Raw genomic sequence first — 19,119 nt, 5'->3', positions numbered from 1 at the left:
ATAAACTCTTGAAGTTAAGGGCAAGTCTGGAAAAAATTATTTCTGCTCATCCTCTTCCAAAAACGCAAGCAATCCCCTAAGGGGTACCTCCACCCATGCTGGCCGATTGTCGAGCTCGTAACGGAGTTCGTACAGTGCCTTTTCCAAAGTAAATAGCGTGATCAAGTCGTGAGCCTGTTCCGAGTCTACAGGATAAGAAGGACAATCCCTCATCCCCTCCCGGTAGCCAGTTAGAAAATACTCCCTCGCCTGCTGCTCCCAAGCATGTAGTAGTGGCATGAGTAAAACCTGATCTTCAGGACGTTCTGCCGTACAATGGCGCAGAGCTACGACAGCAGCATAGTTAAATGATCGCAACATACCCGCTACGTCCCGCAGCGGCGAATGCTTTTTCCGACGCTCCCTTAAGGGGCGAGCAGGCTCGCCTTCAAAATCAATAATGACCAAATCATCCTCTGCTACTAGTACTTGCCCTAAATGATAATCACCATGATAGCGAGTCTTGACAGTTTGCAATATGGAAGAATTTAAACAAAGCCGTTGCCGCAAGATTTCGCCGGATCTCAAAAACCATTCTACGTCGTTGCGCAGTGATTCGGGAAAAGTGTTTTTCCGCTGTGCTAGCTTCTTGAAAGTGCACTCAATATCTGCTTCCAGGCGTTTTCTCCAAGATATCAAATCAGCAGAAACAATGGGTTCCGGATCAAAGGCCGGATTCCCCGTTTCCTTGGCCAGCGCCTGATGCAATTCCCCCGTGCGCCGGCCCAAGAGGGTTATTTTTCTTAGATAATCCTCATGATTCTTGTCCAATTCAGTGGCAACTTCTTCGAGCGGTTTTGCGAGGCAATGTTCTAGAAAACGTTCTAAATAAGCCACGGTATAAGCCCAAGCATCTCCCTGGTTGGAAACAAAACCTTGCAGAAGAGCCAGAGTTATCACCTTTTCTTTTGGACTTATATACTCTAAGGTACCTGCTAGAGGGGCAATATGAGGAAAGGGCGATATTTCGGTAAGGAAATAGCCTATCTCCCGCTCTGAATTGATACCTTCTTCTAAATAACGGTAGATTTTCAAAAATAGCCGGTTATCTAAAATCAAGGTGCTGTTTGTACCTTCCACCGCCGGGCGCCGCAGTTGCTCTAGGGAAGCACTGTAGACCAACTTTTCAAAAGCCGTCGTGGGGGAGAATTTTAATCTTCCGGCTCCAAAGAGGATCTCCCTATGCTGTCCCATGGCCATGACTAATGCTTGGCTAAAATTTATATCCTCTAAGGCATCATATAAGATACCTAAACGAGCTTGTCGCCGAATCTTAGCGATGGTAGCAGGCAGCAAGCGCCGTATGGGCTCTTCATCCCCTTCTCCCCAAGCAATAGCTAACGGGATAAAATAAGACTGAGCTTCGGACTCGGTGAACTCAACCCTCACTCTGGCCAGCAGCCAATTCCCTAACTCCTCCATCTGCTCCAACGCTATCCGCTCTATCTTCTCCCCTTTGGCAGCAAACCAGCGCTGCGCTAACAGAAAATCCCCTAATGCTTGCTCTAATTGCCTGCCCAATTTTTCGGCCATCCGCTGGCGGGAGGGATCGACGCGCTCAGGAAATAAGCTATCCCAGCCATCAAATAACACTAGCACTGGTAACTCAGCTGGTGGCGAGCGCTGCTCATGCCAAGCGGGTTCCGCTACATCCATTGCCAACCGGAACCAATAAAAACCATGGCCCGGCAGAGTCAGCAAATAGGGCAATTCGCCAATAGGAGGGAAAGGGGTATGTCCCATCAATTCTAGCGGTACTCGTCCTTCAAAGCGGGAGAGGTCCAATTCCACTGGCTGGGCGCAGCGGGACAAATTAGCAACACATAAAATAGCTTCCCCTTCCCATTCCCGCACATAGGCTAAGATTTTACGGTTTCCAGGACGAAGAAATGCTAGTGTGCCGCGGCCAAAGGTCTTAATGCTCTTACGCACTGCAAGCAGACGTTTCATCCAATTGAGGAGGGAAGAGGGCGCCCGGCTCTGGGCTTCCACGTTAACGCCCTCATAACCGTAAATGGGGTCCATGATAGGCGGCAAAAACAAGCGCTGAGGATCGGTCTTAGAAAAACCCGCATTCCGATCAGGACTCCACTGCATGGGGGTACGCACACTATTGCGATCACCCAAATAAATATTATCTCCCATGCCAATTTCATCTCCATAGTAAATAATGGGCGAGCCAGGCATAGAGAAAAGCAAGCTATTCATCAACCGAATCTTGTCTAAATCATTGTCCATTAACGGTGCCAAACGCCGCCGGATGCCCACATTCACCCGCATACGAGGGTTAGCGGCATAGCTCTGATACATATAGTCACGTTCTTTGTCGGTGACCATCTCCAGAGTCAGCTCATCATGGTTACGCAAAAAGATGGCCCATTGGCAGGTCTGGGGAATATCCGGAGTTTGGTTCATAATCTCAGTAATAGGATGGCGATCCTCCTGGGCAATCGCCATATACATGCGCGGCATAAGGGGAAAATGGTAGGCCATATGGCATTCATCGCCGTCACCAAAATATTCCCTTACATCTTCTGGCCATTGATTGGCCTCCGCCAAAAACATGCGGCCTTGATAATGCTCGTCCACCACAGCCCGCATCTCTTTAAGCACCTCATGACTTTCGGGAAGATTTTCGTTATGGGTTCCCTCACGCACGCATAGGTAGGGAATAGCATCTAAACGCAGTCCGTCCACACCCATATCCAGCCAAAAACGCATCACCCGGATCACCGCCCTAACCACCTGGGGGTTGTTATGGTTGAGATCGGGTTGGTGAGAGAAAAACCGATGCCAATAGTAAGCCTTCGCCACCGGGTCCCAGGCCCAGTTGGAAGTTTCCGTATCGGTGAAGATAATCCGGGTCTCGGGAAATTTTTGATCGGTATCGCTCCAGACGTAGAAATCCCGTTTGGCCGATCCTGGTGGCGCCCTGCGGGCAGCCTGAAACCAAGGGTGCTGATCCGAGGTATGGTTGATGACTAGCTCGGTAATAACCTTGAGGCCACGGCGGTGGGCTTCCCGCACAAAGTGCCTCACATCCCTGCGAGTCCCATAATCCGGATAGATATTGCGGTAATCCGCAATATCATAGCCATCATCTCGCAAAGGAGAAGGATAAAAGGGCAGCAGCCAGATCGCATTTACGCCCAGATCTTGGATATAGTCCAACTTCTGGGTAAGGCCCCGGAAATCTCCCGTGCCATCATTATTACTATCAAAAAAAGCCCTAACATGGAGTTGGTAGATAATGGCATCTTTATACCAAAGCGGATCATCTTGCCAGGCTAATTCTTCCCCCCGTGGATTCATAGATACTCCATGGTCACATAAAAGAATCGAAATCTTGCTCTGTCCGTACCCGGCACTGCAAGCGGAAAATATGGGCAGGGATGAGCGCGGGATTAAGTTCTACGTAATTACGCGGGCCATGCCACAGGTAATGGGTATCGCTGAGTAAATCATGTACCTGGTAAGGAAGATGGGGCTCAATCCCCAAGGTCTCCAAGGGCAATTCGACCCAACCAGACTGGGTATAATGGACATCTAAATTCACGACCACCAAAATGATGTCAGCCAGATTTGCAGCCCATTTGCCGTAACAAATTATTTGTTCATTATCCACCGGATAAAAATGCAAGTTCCCATCAAACTGTAAAGCAAGATGGCTTCTACGGATTTGGTTCACTTGGGCAATAAAATCCTTGAGGCTATCGTCGCGACCAATGTCCCAAAGCCGAAGTTGGTATTTCTCAGAGTTAAGATACTCCTCACTGCCCGAGCTGCGGGGCATATTTTCCATTAACTCATAAGCAGGCCCATAAATACCATAGCTGGCCCCTAAAGTAGCTGCTAAAACCAAACGGATCATAAAAGCTGGCCGCCCTCCAAATTGGAGATATTCCGTCAGGATATCCGGTGTGTTAGGCCACAGATTAGGACGGAAATATTCCCGTACCTCTGTTTGGGTAAGCTCGGTAAAATACTCTGTTAACTCCTGCTTGGTATTCCGCCAAGGGAAATAATTATAGGACTGGGTGAAACCCAGTTTAGCAAGTCGGTACATGACATTAGGACGGGTAAAAGCTTCAGACAAAAAAAGTGCGTCCGGCTGGACTTTTTTCACTTCTGCAATCAGCCATTCCCAAAAGAGGAACGGCTTGGTATGGGGGTTATCAACTCTGAATATATGCACTCCTTGCTCAATCCAGAACAGAAACACACTTTTTAGTTCCTCCCACAGAGGCTGCCACTGATCGGTCTCAAAATAAAAGGGGTAAATATCCTCATATTTTTTAGGCGGGTTCTCTGCATATTGCACGGTGTTATCCGGCCGCCAACGGAACCATTCCGGGTGCGCCTTAATATAAGGGTGATCAGGCGCGCATTGAAAAGCGATATCCAAAGCCACTTCAATACCGAATTCCCGCGCTTTAGCCACAAAGCGCCGGAAATCTTCCAAGGTCCCTAATTGGGGGTGAATTGACTTATGCCCCCCCTCTTTTGCCCCAATAGCCCAAGGACTGCCCGGATCCTCGGGGCCAGCTATTAGCGTATTATTCCTGCCCTTGCGATTAATGCGCCCAATGGGATGAATAGGAGGTAGATAGAGCACATCAAAACCCATCGTGGCGATGTAAGGCAGACGGGCCTCACAGCTCTTAAAATCACCATGCTGGCTGGCTTGTGTTGCACAAGCGCGAGGAAACATTTCATACCAGGCGCTAAACCGGGCCCGAGGCCTATCTACCACTACGATCAATTCTTTATCATAGCAGGTCGCAAAACGCCGATCAGGATAGTGGGCCATCAATAAAGAGGTCTCCTCTTCCAGGGCGGTGGTTAATTTTTCACTAAGCTCGTCTGTGCCCTCCAAACGCTTGGCTTGATTTCTGAGTCTCTGGGAAGCTTCCCCCTCAGCCCGCCCTGACGCTGCTTCTAGCCACTGGGCCCCCACCTGAAGCTGAAGAACAATATCCTCAGGCTGAATACGCCTAGTTAACTCTTGCCGCCAGGATTTAAAATGATCTACCCAGGCAATCAGGGTATAGTAATAGCGCCCTACTGCAGTGACTTTAAACTTCCCCTGCCAGCGATCACCGTCCAAGGGATGCATGGGCACCTCACTCCAAGAAGACATATCTTCTCGACGGTACCGCAGAACGCAGCTCACCGCATCATGGCCATCGGTGAACACATTCGCCTCCACCACCACAGTTTCACCCACCGTTCGTTTGATGGCAAAGCGGCCGCCATCAATTTCAGGTTTAACCTGTTCGATAACTGCCCGTTTTCTACCATCTTCCCCCTGCATCGCGAATACTCCCCTATCTCTAAACCGCCTCGTAAAGGGAGGGAGATACCATCGTTTTTTCCCAAATCTAGTGTTACCCACTTCTGCCGCGCCTAACCCAATTTCTCATTCTTAGAGAATAGATCACTTGATGCTAGCATAGTCAATATCAACCATTTCGGTTTGTCTCCCAGAGCTTATCCTCACTTAATTTCTAGCTTTCTCATTTAAGAGCCTGCATAGCCAAGCTTAAATGATAGTAGAGACAAGCCAGGCAGAGTAGAGTTTGCATGACGGTTCGGATGACAATGCCGACTCAGGAAGACTCTCATTCAACGCTTGCTCTATCGGCGAGGGGATAGTTAGCACAGACCGTGTGCCAGGGCATGAGCGCCTCCATGACCCGGAGCGACACCTCCCACCTTTGAAAGCAGGAACAGCCAGCCGACTGATCCCTTGGTGGACTCCTTACCATGGATAATAAAATTCTTGATTACCTCTCGACCAATTTAATCTCAAATAATTTGGGCCAATACTTTCCCGTTACGAATAACCGCTCCTGCTTATCATCATAGGCGATTCCATTAAGGACACCGGCAGATGAATCAGACACCCCTTCGCCCAGCAGCCCCTCAAGATTGATCCAGCCCTTTACCTGGCCTGTCTCGGGAGAAATCCTTGCAATATAATGGGTCAACCAAACATTGGCGTAAATTTCTCCCTTGACATACTCTAACTCATTAAGGTTAGAAATAAATTTATCATTATCATGTACTTGAATTTGTTTTACCTGCTGAAAAGTCTCTGCATCCAAGAAAGATAGAGTTGAGCTGCCGTTGCTCATAATAAGATGACGATCATCATGGGTGAGACCCCAACCCTCGGTGGAGTAAAAGAATTTGTAAAGGAAACCAAAAGTCTTTTTATCGTAAACAAACCCTACCCCTCTTTGCCACGTCAGTTGGATGAGCTTATCTTGCCAAAGAGTTAGCCCTTCGCCAAAATAACGGGTTGGTAAGGAATGTTTTTGTAATATACTTCCTGTCTCTAACTCTACTTTTCTTAATGTAGATCTGCCCCGCTTCCCCGTGCTTTCATAAAGAAACCCTCCGTCGAAAATTAATCCTTGCGTGAAAGCTTCCGGATCATGGGGGTAGCTATTAATAATTTGGTAATCATAAACAAGTGAAGCTGAGTTTCCGGATATCTTTGTTTTATTCAGCTCTAGAAAATGGGCACCCCGGCTTACAACCATTTCAGGCTGGATATATTCGGCCTTTGAAGCAACCTCTATTGCCACTAGCCATAACACCAACAGAGCAAGCCCCCTAACCATAGAATTGACTACTAAAAATCACGGTTCCACCAGCGAAGACCCTTTGATACAAGAAGTAGCACTCGTTTTAGCTTTTATGATATTCCTGTTTTTATTACCCTGTCTTGGATAAGGGCTAACCTCTACCTCATCCCATAAAACCACTAACATCTTAGGCTTACTGGAGGTAATCAGGCATTCTCTTTTTATAGTTGTAATGAGAGCGGGGTTTTCCATTGCGTACGATTCTACTAATTAGCATAAAAAAATTATTCGCGCGAGTCTTCGCTATAACGACTTAGCCTTTTATCTATGCCTTACATCAAAGTCCATGCCAAAATATAGGATATAATTGTTTTCTAAAGATTATTTCTATGAAAATTGATAATAAACAGAAAATTACCTATTGTTTCTGTATCATTGAGTTAACAAAATAAAAATAAAGGAAGCCACTGATATTAGGGGAAGCACTAACAAACAGGGATAAGGGGTTGATTGATGAAAGTTGTATCAATCCCTTAACAACAGTAACCTAGAGTAAGCTTTAAACGGTTAATCCCACCGCAATCCGCCGAAACCATCATGGGACAAGGCATTTGAGCGTTATGGAAAACCTGAGATAGCGGTTAATCGGCAAGATCAAAACGAAAAATACGGAGGCAAACATGGAACAAGGTGGACAACGCTCCCTGCCCCGGCCAGTCTATATTGTCGATGGTGCTCGGACTCCCTTCCTTAAAGCCCGGGGGAAACCCGGTCCCTTCACCGCAACTGACCTAGCAGTCGCTGCGGGCCGTCCATTACTCGCCCGCCAGCCCTTTGAGCCCGAGATGTTGAGCGAGGTTATCCTAGGTTGCGTCATGCCCGGTCCAGATGAGGCCAACATTGCCCGGGTGGCCGCCTTACGCCTAGGTATTCAGGATCATATCCCCGCCTGGACCGTGCAACGCAATTGCGCCTCGGGCATGCAGGCACTCGATTGCGCGGCCCTGGACATCGCCAATGATCGTGCGAGCCTGGTATTGGCTGGCGGGGTAGAAGCCATGAGCCACGCGCCGGTACTGCTAAGCCGGCCCTTAGTGGATTGGCTAGGGGATTGGAACCAGGCCCGTAATATTAAATCGCGTTTACGCTTACTGGGGCGTTTACGTCCCTACCATCTGCGTCCTATTATCGGCCTATTACGGGGCTTGACGGATCCCGTGGTGGGACTTTCTATGGGACAAACGGCGGAAATCCTTGCCAGCCGCTTCGCCATCGACCGCCAGGCCATGGATACTTATGCACTTGAAAGCCACCAGCGCTTGGCTCACGCTCAGGACAGTGGCTGGCTAAACGAAGTGATCCCGATGTTCGCCGCTAATGGTCAGTTCTTTGAACAGGATGACGGGCTACGCCGGGACACTTCAATAGCCCAGCTTAATAAGCTCAAACCGGTTTTTGACCGTCCCTACGGCTTGGTGACTGCTGGCAATAGTGCTCAAGTCACAGACGGTGCTTGTTGGCTACTATTGGCTTCAGAGCAAGCGGTTACCCAGCACCAACTTCCGGTAATAGGGCGCATTGTAGATAGCCAATGGGCTGCCTTAGATCCCGCCCAGATGGGACTAGGGCCCGTGCATGCCACAACCCCGTTGCTGCAACGCCACCAACTCAGCCTCAATGACCTGGATGCCTGGGAATTGAACGAAGCCTTTGCTACCCAGGTTTTGGCCTGTTTGGCGGCTTGGCAAGATTCAGGCTACTGCCGCGATGAACTTGGTTTGAAAGAAACCTTCGGCGAATTGGATCGAAAACGGCTCAATGTGGATGGAGGGGCTGTTGCTCTAGGCCATCCAGTCGGTGCTAGCGGAGCCCGCATTGTACTGCACTTGCTGCATGTCTTGAAACGCTTAAACGGCCAACGCGGTATCGCCACTATTTGCATTGGTGGAGGTCAAGGTGGTGCTATGTTACTAGAAAGGGGGTAAGCTAATGAATAACAATACCGATTGGTGCGCCGAGAAAGATACCGATGACATTGTCTGGCTACGCCTTAATCAAAGCGGAAAAAATACCAATGTATTGTCCAAATCCGTACTAGAAGCACTAGATAAGCAATTAGTCCAATTAGCTACAGAGAATCCCAAGGGCCTCATCATCCTTTCCGATAAGAAGCAAGGTTTTATTGCCGGAGCAGATGTCACTGAATTTACCGCGCTTCGTAAAGCAACCGAAGCCCGAACATGGATTCAGCGGGTCCATGAAATCTTTAACCGCTTGGCTAATCTTCCTTTTCCCACTGTTGCCGTTATCCATGGCTATTGTCTCGGCGGCGGGCTAGAACTGGCCCTTGCTTGCCGCTACCGAGTAGCGGCAAATAACCCTGAGACTCAACTCGGGCTACCCGAGGTCAAGCTTGGAATCCATCCCGGTTATGGCGGTACCGTACGCCTACCCCGCCTCATCGGTACCCTTCCCGCTCTTGAGATGATGCTGAATGGGCGCAGCCTCAGCACCCGTGCCGCAGTACGTCTGGGATTGATTGATCAAGCCGTCCCCGCTCGTCACCTTCAGCAGGCCGCCCGCGCCTTTATAAAGAAATCGCCCCCTCCCTACCGTCCTCCTTTCTGGCAACGACTGATAGGGCAGGCGCCAATGCGGCAGCTCGTCACCAAAGTATTACGCTCCCGACTTGAAAAACGGGTCAACTCAAGGCACTATCCTGCCCCTTTTGCTTTATTGGAGCTATGGGAAAAGCAAGAAGGCACCATCGAGCAGCGCCTGGCACTCGAGGCCGAATCCCTTGCCGCCCTTCTCATCAGCGAAACAACCAACAACCTCATTCGGGTTTTTCTGCTTCAACAACGGCTCAAATCCCTGGGAAAACAGGGTATCTTTAAGCCTCAACGGGTTCATGTGATAGGGGCTGGCACTATGGGGGGAGATATCGCCGCGTGGTGCGCCCTAAAAAACCTTCATGTCAGCCTTCAGGATCAATCCCCCGACCGTATTGCTCCAGCCATTAAGCGGGCCCATGGATTATTCAAGAAACGCCTCAAAAGCCAGCGTCCAATCCAGGCGGCCATGGATCGGCTAATGCCCGACCCGAGGGGGGAGGGACTCGCTAAAGCCGATGTATTGATTGAAGCTATCTTCGAAAATATAGAAGCTAAGCAATCCTTGTTTCAGGCCATCGAACCTAGGCTAAAAGCGGGGGCTTTGCTGGCCACCAACACTTCCAGTATTCCCTTAGAAACTTTGGCTGAAAGCTTGTCTCAATCAGAACGCTTGGTAGGGCTTCATTTCTTTAATCCCGTTGCCAAAATGCAGTTGGTCGAAATAGTGAAAGGAGAAGCAACGAAAGCCGAAGAGATGGCGCGAGCTGCAGCTTTTACCCGCCAGATTGGCCGTCTCCCCCTGCCGGTAAAAAGTCTGCCGGGGTTTTTGGTTAATCGTGTGCTTACCCCCTACCTCCTAGAAGCAACGCGGCTACTCAGTGAAGGCGTTCCTGGCCCAGTTATCGATCAGGCTGCTATCGATTTTGGCATGCCCATGGGCCCCATCGAACTGGCAGATACGGTGGGTCTTGATATCTGCCTCTCGGTGGCTGAAAGATTAACTCCCCCAGAGCAAATACCCGAAGAGCTGAAAATCAAAATTCAACAAGGGCAACTTGGCAAAAAAAGCGGGAGCGGATTTTACAGATACCAAGGAGGAAAATCGGTAAAATCCCAACCTCCGCAGGAATACCAAGCTCCTGAAGATCTTACTGACCGCTTAATTCTCTCTATGATCAACGAAGCTGTCTCCTCCCTCCATGACCGGGTTGTGGAAGATGCCGATTTGCTCGACGCAGGCATGATCTTTGGCATTGGTTTTGCCCCCTTCCGGGGAGGTCCCCTCCATTATGTCCGTACTCAGGGAGTAGATACAATGCGGCAACGGCTACAAGCATTGGAAACCAGATATGGTACTCGTTTTACCCCTAGTGCAGGATGGCAGGCGTTATAAGTTATGGCAGCTAAACTTAACTCCAGTATCTCCCCAGAGACCGCAGGCACCCTAGTTGGCCTATTCCAAGAACGGGTACGGCGTACCCCTAACGCTGTTGCCTACCGGCATTTCGATCCCAAACAAAGGAGCTGGCAAGAGACTACTTGGGCTGAAATGGCCACCGAGGTCACTCGTTGGCAGGCAGCGCTCTCCAAGGAAGAGCTAAATCCTGGGGACCGGGTTGCTCTTATGCTCCGCAACAGCCGGGAATGGGTATTCTTTGAACAGGCTGCCCTAGGTCTAGAATTGGTGGTGGTGCCCCTCTATATTAATGATCGCCCCGATAATGTTCGCTATATTTTGAAAAACGCCGAAGTCAAACTGCTGATGATAGAAGGGTATCACCAATGGCAGGAAATAAAACAATGGTGGGCGCTACGTAAACTAGTGCGCGTGATCTCATTAAATCCTTTTGATGATGAAGCCCGTGGTCAAAAACGCCTCTGCTATTTACAAGAATGGTTACCTAAAACTGCAGATAAACACTACCCTAAACTCAATAACCCTGATGCCCTTGCTACTATAGTTTATACTTCTGGCACGACGGGTTTACCCAAAGGCGTTATGCTAAGCCACCATAATATTCTATGGAATGCTCATAGCAGCTTGCAGAGTACACCAATATACGAGGATGATTTGTTCCTTTCCTTCCTACCCCTCTCCCATTCCCTGGAACGCACTCTCGGTTATTATTTACCCATGATGGCCGGAGCCCAGGTAGCTTATACCCGCTCCATTGCTAAGCTGGCGGAAGATCTGGTTACTATTAAACCCACGGTCCTTGTAAGTGTTCCGCGCATCTTCGAGCGTGTTCATAACCAGATCTACGATAAACTTCGAGAGAAAACCCTATTAGAACGAGCGCTATTCAAGCTTGCCATTGCTGCTGGCTGGCGTCAATTCAATTACCAACAAGGACGTGCTCCTTGGCATCCTCTCTGCCTTTTAAATCCTCTCCTGAGGCAAATCGTGGGCCGCCAAGTTTTGGCCCAGTTCGGTGGCCGTCTCCGGATCGTCGTTTGCGGGGGTGCCCCACTGGTCTTTAATGTCGCCCGGGAATTACTTGCTCTGGGATTACCCCTTATTCAGGGATACGGGCTTACCGAGGCTAGCCCTGTTATCAGCGGAAATTCCTTAAATAACAATGACCCCAAGAGCGTTGGCACCCCCTTGCAAGATGTGGAAATCCGTATTGGCGAGCATAATGAACTGCTAGGGCGCAGCCCAGGAGTGATGCTAGGTTACTGGAATAATCCTAAAGCAACCGCCGAAGTCATCGATGAGGAAGGTTGGCTGCATACTGGTGACCAAGCCCGTATTGAACAAGGACGTCTCTATATCACCGGGCGCATTAAAGAAATCATTGTGCTAGCTACCGGCGAGAAAGTCCCCCCCGGCGAAATGGAAACGGCTATCGGCACTGATCCCTTATTTGATCAAGCCATGGTTGTTGGCGAAGGGAAGCCCTACCTAAGCGCACTGATAGTAGTCAATCCAGAACACTGGAACACGCTTGCACAGGAGTTAAATCTTGATCCTCACCAAAAACAGTCCCTTGAGCATCCTGCCGTGCTTGAGGAGGTACTAGAACGGATCGAGCAACATACCCGTCAATTTCCCGGCTATGCGCGTATTCGCCGGGCCGCTTTAACCCAAGAACGCTGGACTACAGAAAATGGCCTTGCCACCGCAACGCTGAAAGCACGCCGTAAACAGGTAATCAAGCATTATCGTAATCAAATTAGCGCTTTATATGAAGGACATTAATAAATGTCATTACCACCAGGCAAAGAACCGGCACTACGTATTTTAGCCCGGCCCACGGACACTAACGCCGCAGGCGATATTTTTGGCGGTTGGCTAATGTCTTGGACGGATATTGCCGGTAGTATTGTCGCCTTCCGCCGCGCCCGAGGCCGTATAGTAACCGTTGCAGTGAAGGACTTTGACTTCATCCAGCCTGTTTACGTAGATGATCTGGTGAGTTTTTATGCAGAAATCACCAAAGTAGGCCATACTTCTCTCACCGTTGAGGTCATGGTCTATGCTGAAAGAAAGCGCGGGAAAGAAACTTGCGAGCGGGTTGCCTCAGCCCGTCTTGTCTATGTCGCTCTTGGCAAGGATCGCCGCCCAAGACCAGTGCCTGCCGACGATAATTTTAAAAATGGCTACGGAAATTCTTCTCCATAGGGGCTGCGAGAAGTTACGGGTGCCTCAAAGGCTTTATGCTCTTCCCCCTCCAAAATAGGCTTCAAAATAATCTCAACTCGCCGGTTGAGTTGCCGGCCCGCCGCAGTAGCATTGCTTGCGCGAGGTTCGCTCTCCCCTCGTCCATAAATACTCAAACGTTGCGAAGGAACTCCCTTTCTCTCGAAATATACAGCTACATTTCCAGCTCGCCGCAACGACAAATCTAAATTGTATTTCTCCGATCCCGTACTGTCCGTATGACCAATCACATGGACAACCGTTTTATTATATTTTTTCAAAACCTCGGCGATTTTATCCAGGGTAGGAAGGAAAGCCGGTTTTAAAACGTCGCTATCGTGATCAAAGGAAATCTCACTAGGAATATCGAGCTTTAAGCTCTCATCCTGCAGCCGTTGAATCTCTAACTGATGGCCACGCCTCTCTTCAGCTAACGCGGCTTCCATTTCCCGTTGTTGATCATTCATATAGCCCACGGCCGACCCCGTTAATCCACCAGCCACCGCGCCTGCCAAGGCCCCCCAACCCGCTCCACTACCTCCATCAATAGCTGCGCCAATAGCAGCGCCGGCTGCCGCCCCCCCCACTGTTCCCACCGCAGACCCTTTCTGCGTCTGGCTATATCGGCCATCGGCAGCACAGCCTATCATGCCCATGCTAATGGCTAAAGCAAGCCACAATGGTTTATGGCTTATACCTTTTCTCATCACATTTACCCATCCTTATTTGCTCAGTTCCAATCTTAGTCGCGCCCTTTACGAAAACGGACTAATCGCTTACGTTTTTGTTGTTGGCGTTGAGTTAAAATATTGGCTCGTCCCTTAAAAGGATTTTTTACCGTTCTAAATTCCAAGGCTATCGGTGTTCCCATCAATCCGAAAGCATTACGGAAGTAGTTGATTAGATAGCGCCGATAATTTGCTGACACTGCCTCTGCTTGATTGCCATGGATAATGATTTTAGGGGGATTCTGCCCTCCTTGATGGGCATAGCGAAGCTTAATCCGCCGCCCTTTCACCACTGGCGGCGGGTACTTTTCAACAGCAGCCAATAATGCTCGGTTAAGTTCACCCGTAGGAAGATGAGAGTTAGCTGACTGATAGGCTTCATCAATGGAAGGGAAGAGATCTCCTACACCACTGCCATGAAGAGCAGAAATAAAGTGTATCCTAGCGAAAACAAGAAATGGTAGACGCCTATCCAAATCTGTTTTTACTCTTTGTCGCTGCTCTAAGGGTAAACCATCCCATTTATTCACTGCGATGACTACTCCCTTCCCGCTCTCCAGTATCACACCCGCCAAATGTAAATCTTGCTCCACTACGCTATCATGGGCATCAATTACCAAGATCACAACTTGGGCTATTGCTATTGATTGGAGAGATTGAATAACACTAAATTTCTCCACCTTATCCAAGATCCTTGAGCGACGGCGTATTCCGGCCGTATCCACTAACGTATAATCTTTGCCATGATGGCGAAAGGGGATGGAAATACTATCCCTTGTGGTCCCAGGAATTTCCGATGAAAGGACTCGCTCCTCTCCTAGGATACGATTGACGAGAGTCGATTTTCCTACATTGGGGCGGCCAATAACGGCAAATTGAAGCCCTTTAGCCTGAATTTCAGATTCTTCCCTTTCCAGCACGGGTAAAAGAGTTAGCAACGCTTCCAGTAACCTTCCTACACCCTGTCCTTGCTGGGCTGAAATAATAATTGGTTCCCCCAGTCCTAAGCGATAAAACTCAGAAGCAACCAGATCTCCATCCCGCCCTTCCGCTTTATTGATGACCAATTTGAGCGGTTTCTGAGCGCAACGCAGCCATGCAGCAATCTCCTCATCCAAGCTAGACAGCCCCTCCCGGCCATCAACAAGGAAAAAAATAACATCTGCTTCTTCTATCGCAAGTTGCGCCTGCGCTCGCATGAGCCTTCCAATCCCAGATTCTTGCTCCATTACGCCGCCCGTATCAACGACAAAAAATGATTGCTCACCATAATGGGCAAGACCATATTTCCTGTCACGGGTTACCCCTGGTTGATCAACAACAAGGGCGTCACGGCTCCGAGTAAGGCGATTAAAAAGCGTTGATTTACCGACGTTTGGACGTCCAACCAAAGCAACAAGAGCATTCATGCTAACGACTCAAAGGGAGTGGGGAAAAGCGTAAGTATATGCGTTGATACCATACATATTGCAAATGATTCAGACATATCTAAATACATCCAAACCGGCCTGGGAAAAGTCAGAAAAACTCCAAATAAAACAGCGCCACCAAGAGCAGAAAAAAGAAAACCCTATTAACCAGCGATCTTAATCGCTTTCAAAATCCCTCCCTGGCTATTAACATACAAAATGTCATCCAGTACCAAGGGAGCATTGACAATCCCTTTCTTATCTACTTCAATACGAGCAACGAAATGGCCATCCTCTTTAGCCATCCAGTGAACATACCCCGCTGAATCGCCTACCACAACATAGTTTTGATAAGAAGTTGGAGCTGTCGGCTGCCTCCTAAGCAATTTAGATTGGCGCCAAAGAGAGGCACCAGTACGACTTTCCAACGCCCATATACTCCCTTCCATATCAGTGACGTAAAGGGATTCTCCATCCGTGCCAATACCTGCATAAGAAGACATTTCCCGAGTCCAGAGAATATCACCATCCGCCAACCACAGGGCGGCAATTCGGCCATTATAGGTGACCGTATAGAGATATCCCCCATACACCGCTGGCTTAGAATCAATATCCGCTAGCCGATCGAGCTCAGTCCGGCCTCGGGGAACAACAATAGCCCGCTCCCACAACAGCTGACCATCCTCCAAAGATAACGCCACCAATTTACCGCCTGCCAGCCCTATAATAGCTTTGCGGTCAACAACTATCGGAGCGGCGACTCCACGCAACGTTAAAATAGGAACATTATGCTGGTAGGCCCATAATCGGGAACCATCCCTTGCATCCAACCCATAAACCTGGTCATCTCCAGAACGGATCACCACAACACCGTCAGCCACACTAGGGGCCGATAGTATTTCGCTAGACACACTGGTTCGCCAAACCGGCGAGCCATCAGCAGCATCCAAGGCGATGACCTCCGCTTCCTCTGTTCCCAGGACCACGAGATCATCACTTCCACCCGGCCCACCGGTAATAGGTAAATCAAGCTTAATTTCCCAAGCCTTCTCTCCGGTCTGAGCATCAAAGGCGCTAACCTGACCTCCATAATCCGCAGCGACTACTTTGTCACCAATGATGGAAAGAGGAAGCCGAAGATAACGATCTCTTGTGCCTTTCCCCACTTTGGCAGACCATAACACTTCAACCCCAACCTCAGGAACAAACTCCACCAATGCCATAGGAGGCTCGCTGGTATCAGGCTCAGGAAGATACTCCTGAAGAAGCTCGCACCCTGTCAATAAAAAAAAAAGAAGGTTAAAAAAAACCGCTCGATCCAAGCGGCGCTTTCCCACAATTTTATCCAAGCCAAACCTAAACACGGAACGATACTACTTCCCGTTAAGGTTGAGCAAGATTGTCAAGCTTCATTTGTAGTATCTGCCGGTACTGCTCACTTGGCCCCAAACCCAGTAACGCCTCTTGATAGGCTAGTTGTGCTTCTGATGGTTGGCCCAGCGCTACATAAGCATCGCCGCGCAATTCAGCATAAGCAGAGGAAAAACTGCCCGGCTTAACCTCAGCTAACATCGTTAGCACTTCTTGAGGGCTGCCCATTGCTAGCAACAAACGCGCAAGACGTAAGTATATTACTTTTTGAAGACTAGGGTGTCGCGCATACTCTAGCGCCCCCTTAAGGCGTTCGGTGGCAGTCTCAAGATCGCCACGGGCTTGATCTTCCTTAGCCAGTATCAATACACTGAACAACCCATAGGGAGTATCGCTGTACTCTTGAAGAAGGTGCTCCGCGCTATTGTAAATTTCGGCATTAGCGTCCTGATCCTTGGCCGCCAATATCTGCTGATAGAGTGACGATGCCTCGCTGGTACGGCTTTGCTCGTAGTTTGTCCAACTCCGTAGACCTAAGAGAGCTAAAAGCCCGATAATAAGCCCTACAAGGACGGCTCGACCATTTTCCCGCCACCATTGTCTGATAGCTTCACTTTTTTCCTGATCTGATGCGTAAATATCTAATGCCATTTTAAAATCCAAAGTGTTTAGACACTTGACTATCGAATGATGCCCCGACTGGAATTTTCAAGGAAATCCAAAAAAATTTGGACCTCAGAGCTTTTCTCCGCTAGCCGTTTCAGCTCTTTGACGGAATCTTCAAAGCGTAGGCCTTGACGGTAAAGTAACTTATAAGCATTACGCAATTTACGTATGACTTCTTCACTAAAATTAGCGCGCCTTAGGCCTACATGGTTAATTCCCACAGGCTTTGCCATATGTCCCGCTACTAACACGTAGGGAGGGACATCTTTATGGATAACACTAGCGACGGAACAGAAACCATAAGTACCTACACTACAGAACTGAGCAACCAAGGCATATCCCCCGAGCGTCGCATAATCGCCAATAGTCGCATGCCCTGCCAAAGATGCATTATTAGCAAAAGTCGTATGGTGACCTACAATACAATCATGGGCAATATGAACATAGGCCATTATCCAGTTGTGATGGCCCATACGTGTAACACCTCCTCCCTGAACGGTGCCTCGATTAATGGTAGTATACTCCCTTATGACATTCTCATTCCCGATTTCAAGAAGGGTGTCTTCCCCACCATATTTTTTATCCTGAGGGATATCTCCAATAGAAGCAAACTGGTATATTTTATTTTTTTTTCCGATACGGGTGGGTCCTTGAACAACGACATGTGGGCCAATCCAGGTTTCCGCTTCAATCTGCACATTTGCTCCAATAATTGAATAAGGTCCTACAATAGCAGTTTCGTGAATCTCAGCACTGGAATCAATAACAGCCCTATGATCAATCACTTATAAGTTTCCTGATAGGAGCACATTACTTCAGCCGAAGCAACGAGGCTTCCATCCACCGTCACCCTCCCAGTAAATTTCCACAAGCGGCGCAAGCTACGTACAAGTTCAACTTCTAGACGCATTTGATCGCCGGGTCCGACGGGACGCTTAAACCGTGCCCTATCAATGCCCGCAAAATAATAAATTGCCTCTTCTGAAGGCATAGTTTCTGTCGTCTTAAAAGCTAATATTCCAGTAGCCTGAGCTAAAGACTCAAGAATCAACACCCCCGGCATGATAGGCAACCCTGGGAAATGGCCCTGAAAGTAAGGCTCGTTGTAGCTTACGTTCTTGATGGCCACAAGTGACTTCCCCGGTATACATTCTATGACTCTGTCAATCAGGAGAAAGGGGTAGCGATGAGGAAGATGCTTAAGTATCTCGTGTATATCCAGTGTATCCAATGAAAAAACCTTGACTTTAAGAATAAGATTTTAGACATACTTCTAATGGGTTTTGGTAAGATAAGATACCTCACCATCTTAATTAATTAGGATGCCTTTGCTTTTTAGTACTATACTGAATTCCTTACTTCTAACATAGCATCCTCCTTTACAGGAGTATATGCAGGCTTCAGCCTCAAGTGCCAATCGCCTAACTGCGAGATAGCTAGACAGCCAATTAAGGTCTATATTGAGACTTCAATAGCTTGAGCACATCGGCCGTAATATCAACTTTATCGCTAGCGTAAATAACCCCCTCGTAAACAACAAGATCGTATTTTTTTTTCTCGGCTAAGTCCACAATTGCCTTAGCGATCTCTTCCTGTAACTTTCGAAACTCTTCATTACGACGAATATTATAGTCTTCTCGAAATACTTCTTGATCACGCTTGAGGTCGCGGTTTTGATTTAAGATATCCCGCTCTAGGGCTTTACGATCGGCCTCACTCATAATGGCCGCATCACGATTAAACCTATCCTCTAAGCCGCGCAGCTTTTTTTGTTTTGCCACTAATTCTCTGTTGCGTACTTCAAACTCTTTTTTTAATATTTCCAGCGCCGCTTCTTTTTGTGGCGCTTCATCCAACAGCTTGACCGCGTTTACTGCACCGATCTTTAAATCAACAGCTCCCGCTGGGGCAATAACTATCATGGAGCCTAGCAGTAAAAAGGCTACGAATACGATCAATTTAAACAATTTATCCATCCTTACCATGAGGCTACCTCTAAACATTCCATATGACTGTCTATGCCAGAAAAATATTGGCTTACCGAATGACTCTAAA

Annotated in this window: 14 protein-coding genes; 4 read left to right on the top strand and 10 right to left on the bottom strand. The window is 48.5% G+C overall.

Annotation, left to right across the window (positions count from 1 at the left end; genetic code table 11):
• Nucleotides 1-36: 36 nt before the first annotated feature.
• From treS to NOC_RS04515, 3 genes are all read right to left on the bottom strand, one after another.
• Entirely contained in the window at nt 37-3,351 is a 3,315-nt protein-coding gene (treS, locus tag NOC_RS04525; RefSeq protein ID WP_002811514.1) for a maltose alpha-D-glucosyltransferase, read from the bottom strand.
• Between the two features lie 13 nt (nt 3,352-3,364).
• The gene (locus NOC_RS04520; protein ID WP_002810452.1) at nt 3,365-5,353 is read right to left on the bottom strand and encodes an alpha-1,4-glucan--maltose-1-phosphate maltosyltransferase; all 1,989 of its coding nucleotides are present in this window, start codon (nt 5,351-5,353) and stop codon (nt 3,365-3,367) included.
• Nucleotides 5,354-5,825: 472 nt separating this feature from the next.
• Complete coding sequence (locus NOC_RS04515; RefSeq protein ID WP_002808494.1) at nt 5,826-6,668, bottom strand: glutaminyl-peptide cyclotransferase; 843 nt, start codon at nt 6,666-6,668, stop codon at nt 5,826-5,828.
• Between the two features lie 644 nt (nt 6,669-7,312).
• Here NOC_RS04515 and NOC_RS04510 point away from each other — a divergent pair.
• The 4 genes from NOC_RS04510 to NOC_RS04495 are packed head-to-tail and all read left to right on the top strand — an operon-like array spanning nt 7,313 to nt 12,872.
• Nucleotides 7,313-8,617, top strand: coding sequence for an acetyl-CoA C-acetyltransferase (locus tag NOC_RS04510; protein ID WP_002808695.1), 1,305 nt, complete (start codon nt 7,313-7,315; stop codon nt 8,615-8,617).
• 4 nt (nt 8,618-8,621) lie between these two features.
• Nucleotides 8,622-10,640 carry a 3-hydroxyacyl-CoA dehydrogenase NAD-binding domain-containing protein gene (locus NOC_RS04505; RefSeq protein WP_002809418.1) on the top strand — a complete coding sequence of 673 codons (2,019 nt, stop codon included), beginning with the start codon at nt 8,622-8,624 and terminating at the stop codon, nt 10,638-10,640.
• Nucleotides 10,641-10,643: 3 nt separating this feature from the next.
• Nucleotides 10,644-12,449 carry an AMP-dependent synthetase/ligase gene (locus NOC_RS04500; protein ID WP_002810896.1) on the top strand — a complete coding sequence of 602 codons (1,806 nt, stop codon included), beginning with the start codon at nt 10,644-10,646 and terminating at the stop codon, nt 12,447-12,449.
• 3 nt (nt 12,450-12,452) lie between these two features.
• Nucleotides 12,453-12,872: an acyl-CoA thioesterase gene (locus NOC_RS04495; protein WP_002810797.1), complete on the top strand. Its 420-nt coding sequence runs from the start codon at nt 12,453-12,455 to the stop codon at nt 12,870-12,872.
• Here NOC_RS04495 and NOC_RS04490 read toward each other — a convergent pair.
• The 7 genes from NOC_RS04490 to NOC_RS04460 form a co-directional block, all read right to left on the bottom strand.
• Nucleotides 12,851-13,597 (bottom strand): OmpA family protein, encoded by a 747-nt coding sequence (locus tag NOC_RS04490; protein ID WP_002810031.1) that lies wholly within the window; start codon nt 13,595-13,597, stop codon nt 12,851-12,853. The genes NOC_RS04495 and NOC_RS04490 overlap by 22 nt on opposite strands.
• A gap of 35 nt (nt 13,598-13,632) precedes the next feature.
• Nucleotides 13,633-15,027 carry a ribosome biogenesis GTPase Der gene (gene der / locus NOC_RS04485; RefSeq protein ID WP_002811576.1) on the bottom strand — a complete coding sequence of 465 codons (1,395 nt, stop codon included), beginning with the start codon at nt 15,025-15,027 and terminating at the stop codon, nt 13,633-13,635.
• A gap of 164 nt (nt 15,028-15,191) precedes the next feature.
• The gene (bamB, locus tag NOC_RS04480) at nt 15,192-16,364 is read right to left on the bottom strand and encodes an outer membrane protein assembly factor BamB (RefSeq protein WP_036497173.1); all 1,173 of its coding nucleotides are present in this window, start codon (nt 16,362-16,364) and stop codon (nt 15,192-15,194) included.
• A 46-nt stretch (nt 16,365-16,410) separates the two neighbouring features.
• The gene (locus tag NOC_RS04475) at nt 16,411-17,049 is read right to left on the bottom strand and encodes a YfgM family protein (RefSeq protein ID WP_002810296.1); all 639 of its coding nucleotides are present in this window, start codon (nt 17,047-17,049) and stop codon (nt 16,411-16,413) included.
• Nucleotides 17,050-17,078: 29 nt separating this feature from the next.
• Nucleotides 17,079-17,849 (bottom strand): acyl-ACP--UDP-N-acetylglucosamine O-acyltransferase, encoded by a 771-nt coding sequence (lpxA, locus tag NOC_RS04470; protein WP_002809192.1) that lies wholly within the window; start codon nt 17,847-17,849, stop codon nt 17,079-17,081.
• The gene (gene fabZ / locus NOC_RS04465) at nt 17,846-18,295 is read right to left on the bottom strand and encodes a 3-hydroxyacyl-ACP dehydratase FabZ (protein WP_011330490.1); all 450 of its coding nucleotides are present in this window, start codon (nt 18,293-18,295) and stop codon (nt 17,846-17,848) included. Before fabZ ends, lpxA begins: the two co-directional genes overlap by 4 nt.
• A 217-nt stretch (nt 18,296-18,512) precedes the next feature.
• The gene (locus tag NOC_RS04460) at nt 18,513-19,040 is read right to left on the bottom strand and encodes an OmpH family outer membrane protein (protein ID WP_002809073.1); all 528 of its coding nucleotides are present in this window, start codon (nt 19,038-19,040) and stop codon (nt 18,513-18,515) included.
• Between the last annotated feature and the right edge of the window lie 79 nt (nt 19,041-19,119).

The sequence above is a fragment of the Nitrosococcus oceani ATCC 19707 genome, assembly GCF_000012805.1.
GTDB lineage: Bacteria > Pseudomonadota > Gammaproteobacteria > Nitrosococcales > Nitrosococcaceae > Nitrosococcus > Nitrosococcus oceani.
Note: the sequence above shows the minus strand (reverse complement) of the source record. Positions and strands in the feature narration are given on the sequence as shown.

Coding starts and splice junctions, on each gene's coding strand:
- NOC_RS04520 (WP_002810452.1), bottom strand. CDS start 5,353: ATGCAGGGGGAAGATGGTAGAAAACGGGCAGTTATCGAACAGGTTAAA.
- NOC_RS04495 (WP_002810797.1), top strand. CDS start 12,453: ATGTCATTACCACCAGGCAAAGAACCGGCACTACGTATTTTAGCCCGG.
- NOC_RS04460 (WP_002809073.1), bottom strand. CDS start 19,040: ATGGATAAATTGTTTAAATTGATCGTATTCGTAGCCTTTTTACTGCTA.
- treS (WP_002811514.1), bottom strand. CDS start 3,351: ATGAATCCACGGGGGGAAGAATTAGCCTGGCAAGATGATCCGCTTTGG.
- NOC_RS04475 (WP_002810296.1), bottom strand. CDS start 17,049: ATGGCATTAGATATTTACGCATCAGATCAGGAAAAAAGTGAAGCTATC.
- NOC_RS04490 (WP_002810031.1), bottom strand. CDS start 13,597: ATGAGAAAAGGTATAAGCCATAAACCATTGTGGCTTGCTTTAGCCATT.
- NOC_RS04505 (WP_002809418.1), top strand. CDS start 8,622: ATGAATAACAATACCGATTGGTGCGCCGAGAAAGATACCGATGACATT.
- der (WP_002811576.1), bottom strand. CDS start 15,027: ATGAATGCTCTTGTTGCTTTGGTTGGACGTCCAAACGTCGGTAAATCA.
- NOC_RS04500 (WP_002810896.1), top strand. CDS start 10,644: ATGGCAGCTAAACTTAACTCCAGTATCTCCCCAGAGACCGCAGGCACC.
- NOC_RS04515 (WP_002808494.1), bottom strand. CDS start 6,668: ATGGTTAGGGGGCTTGCTCTGTTGGTGTTATGGCTAGTGGCAATAGAG.
- NOC_RS04510 (WP_002808695.1), top strand. CDS start 7,313: ATGGAACAAGGTGGACAACGCTCCCTGCCCCGGCCAGTCTATATTGTC.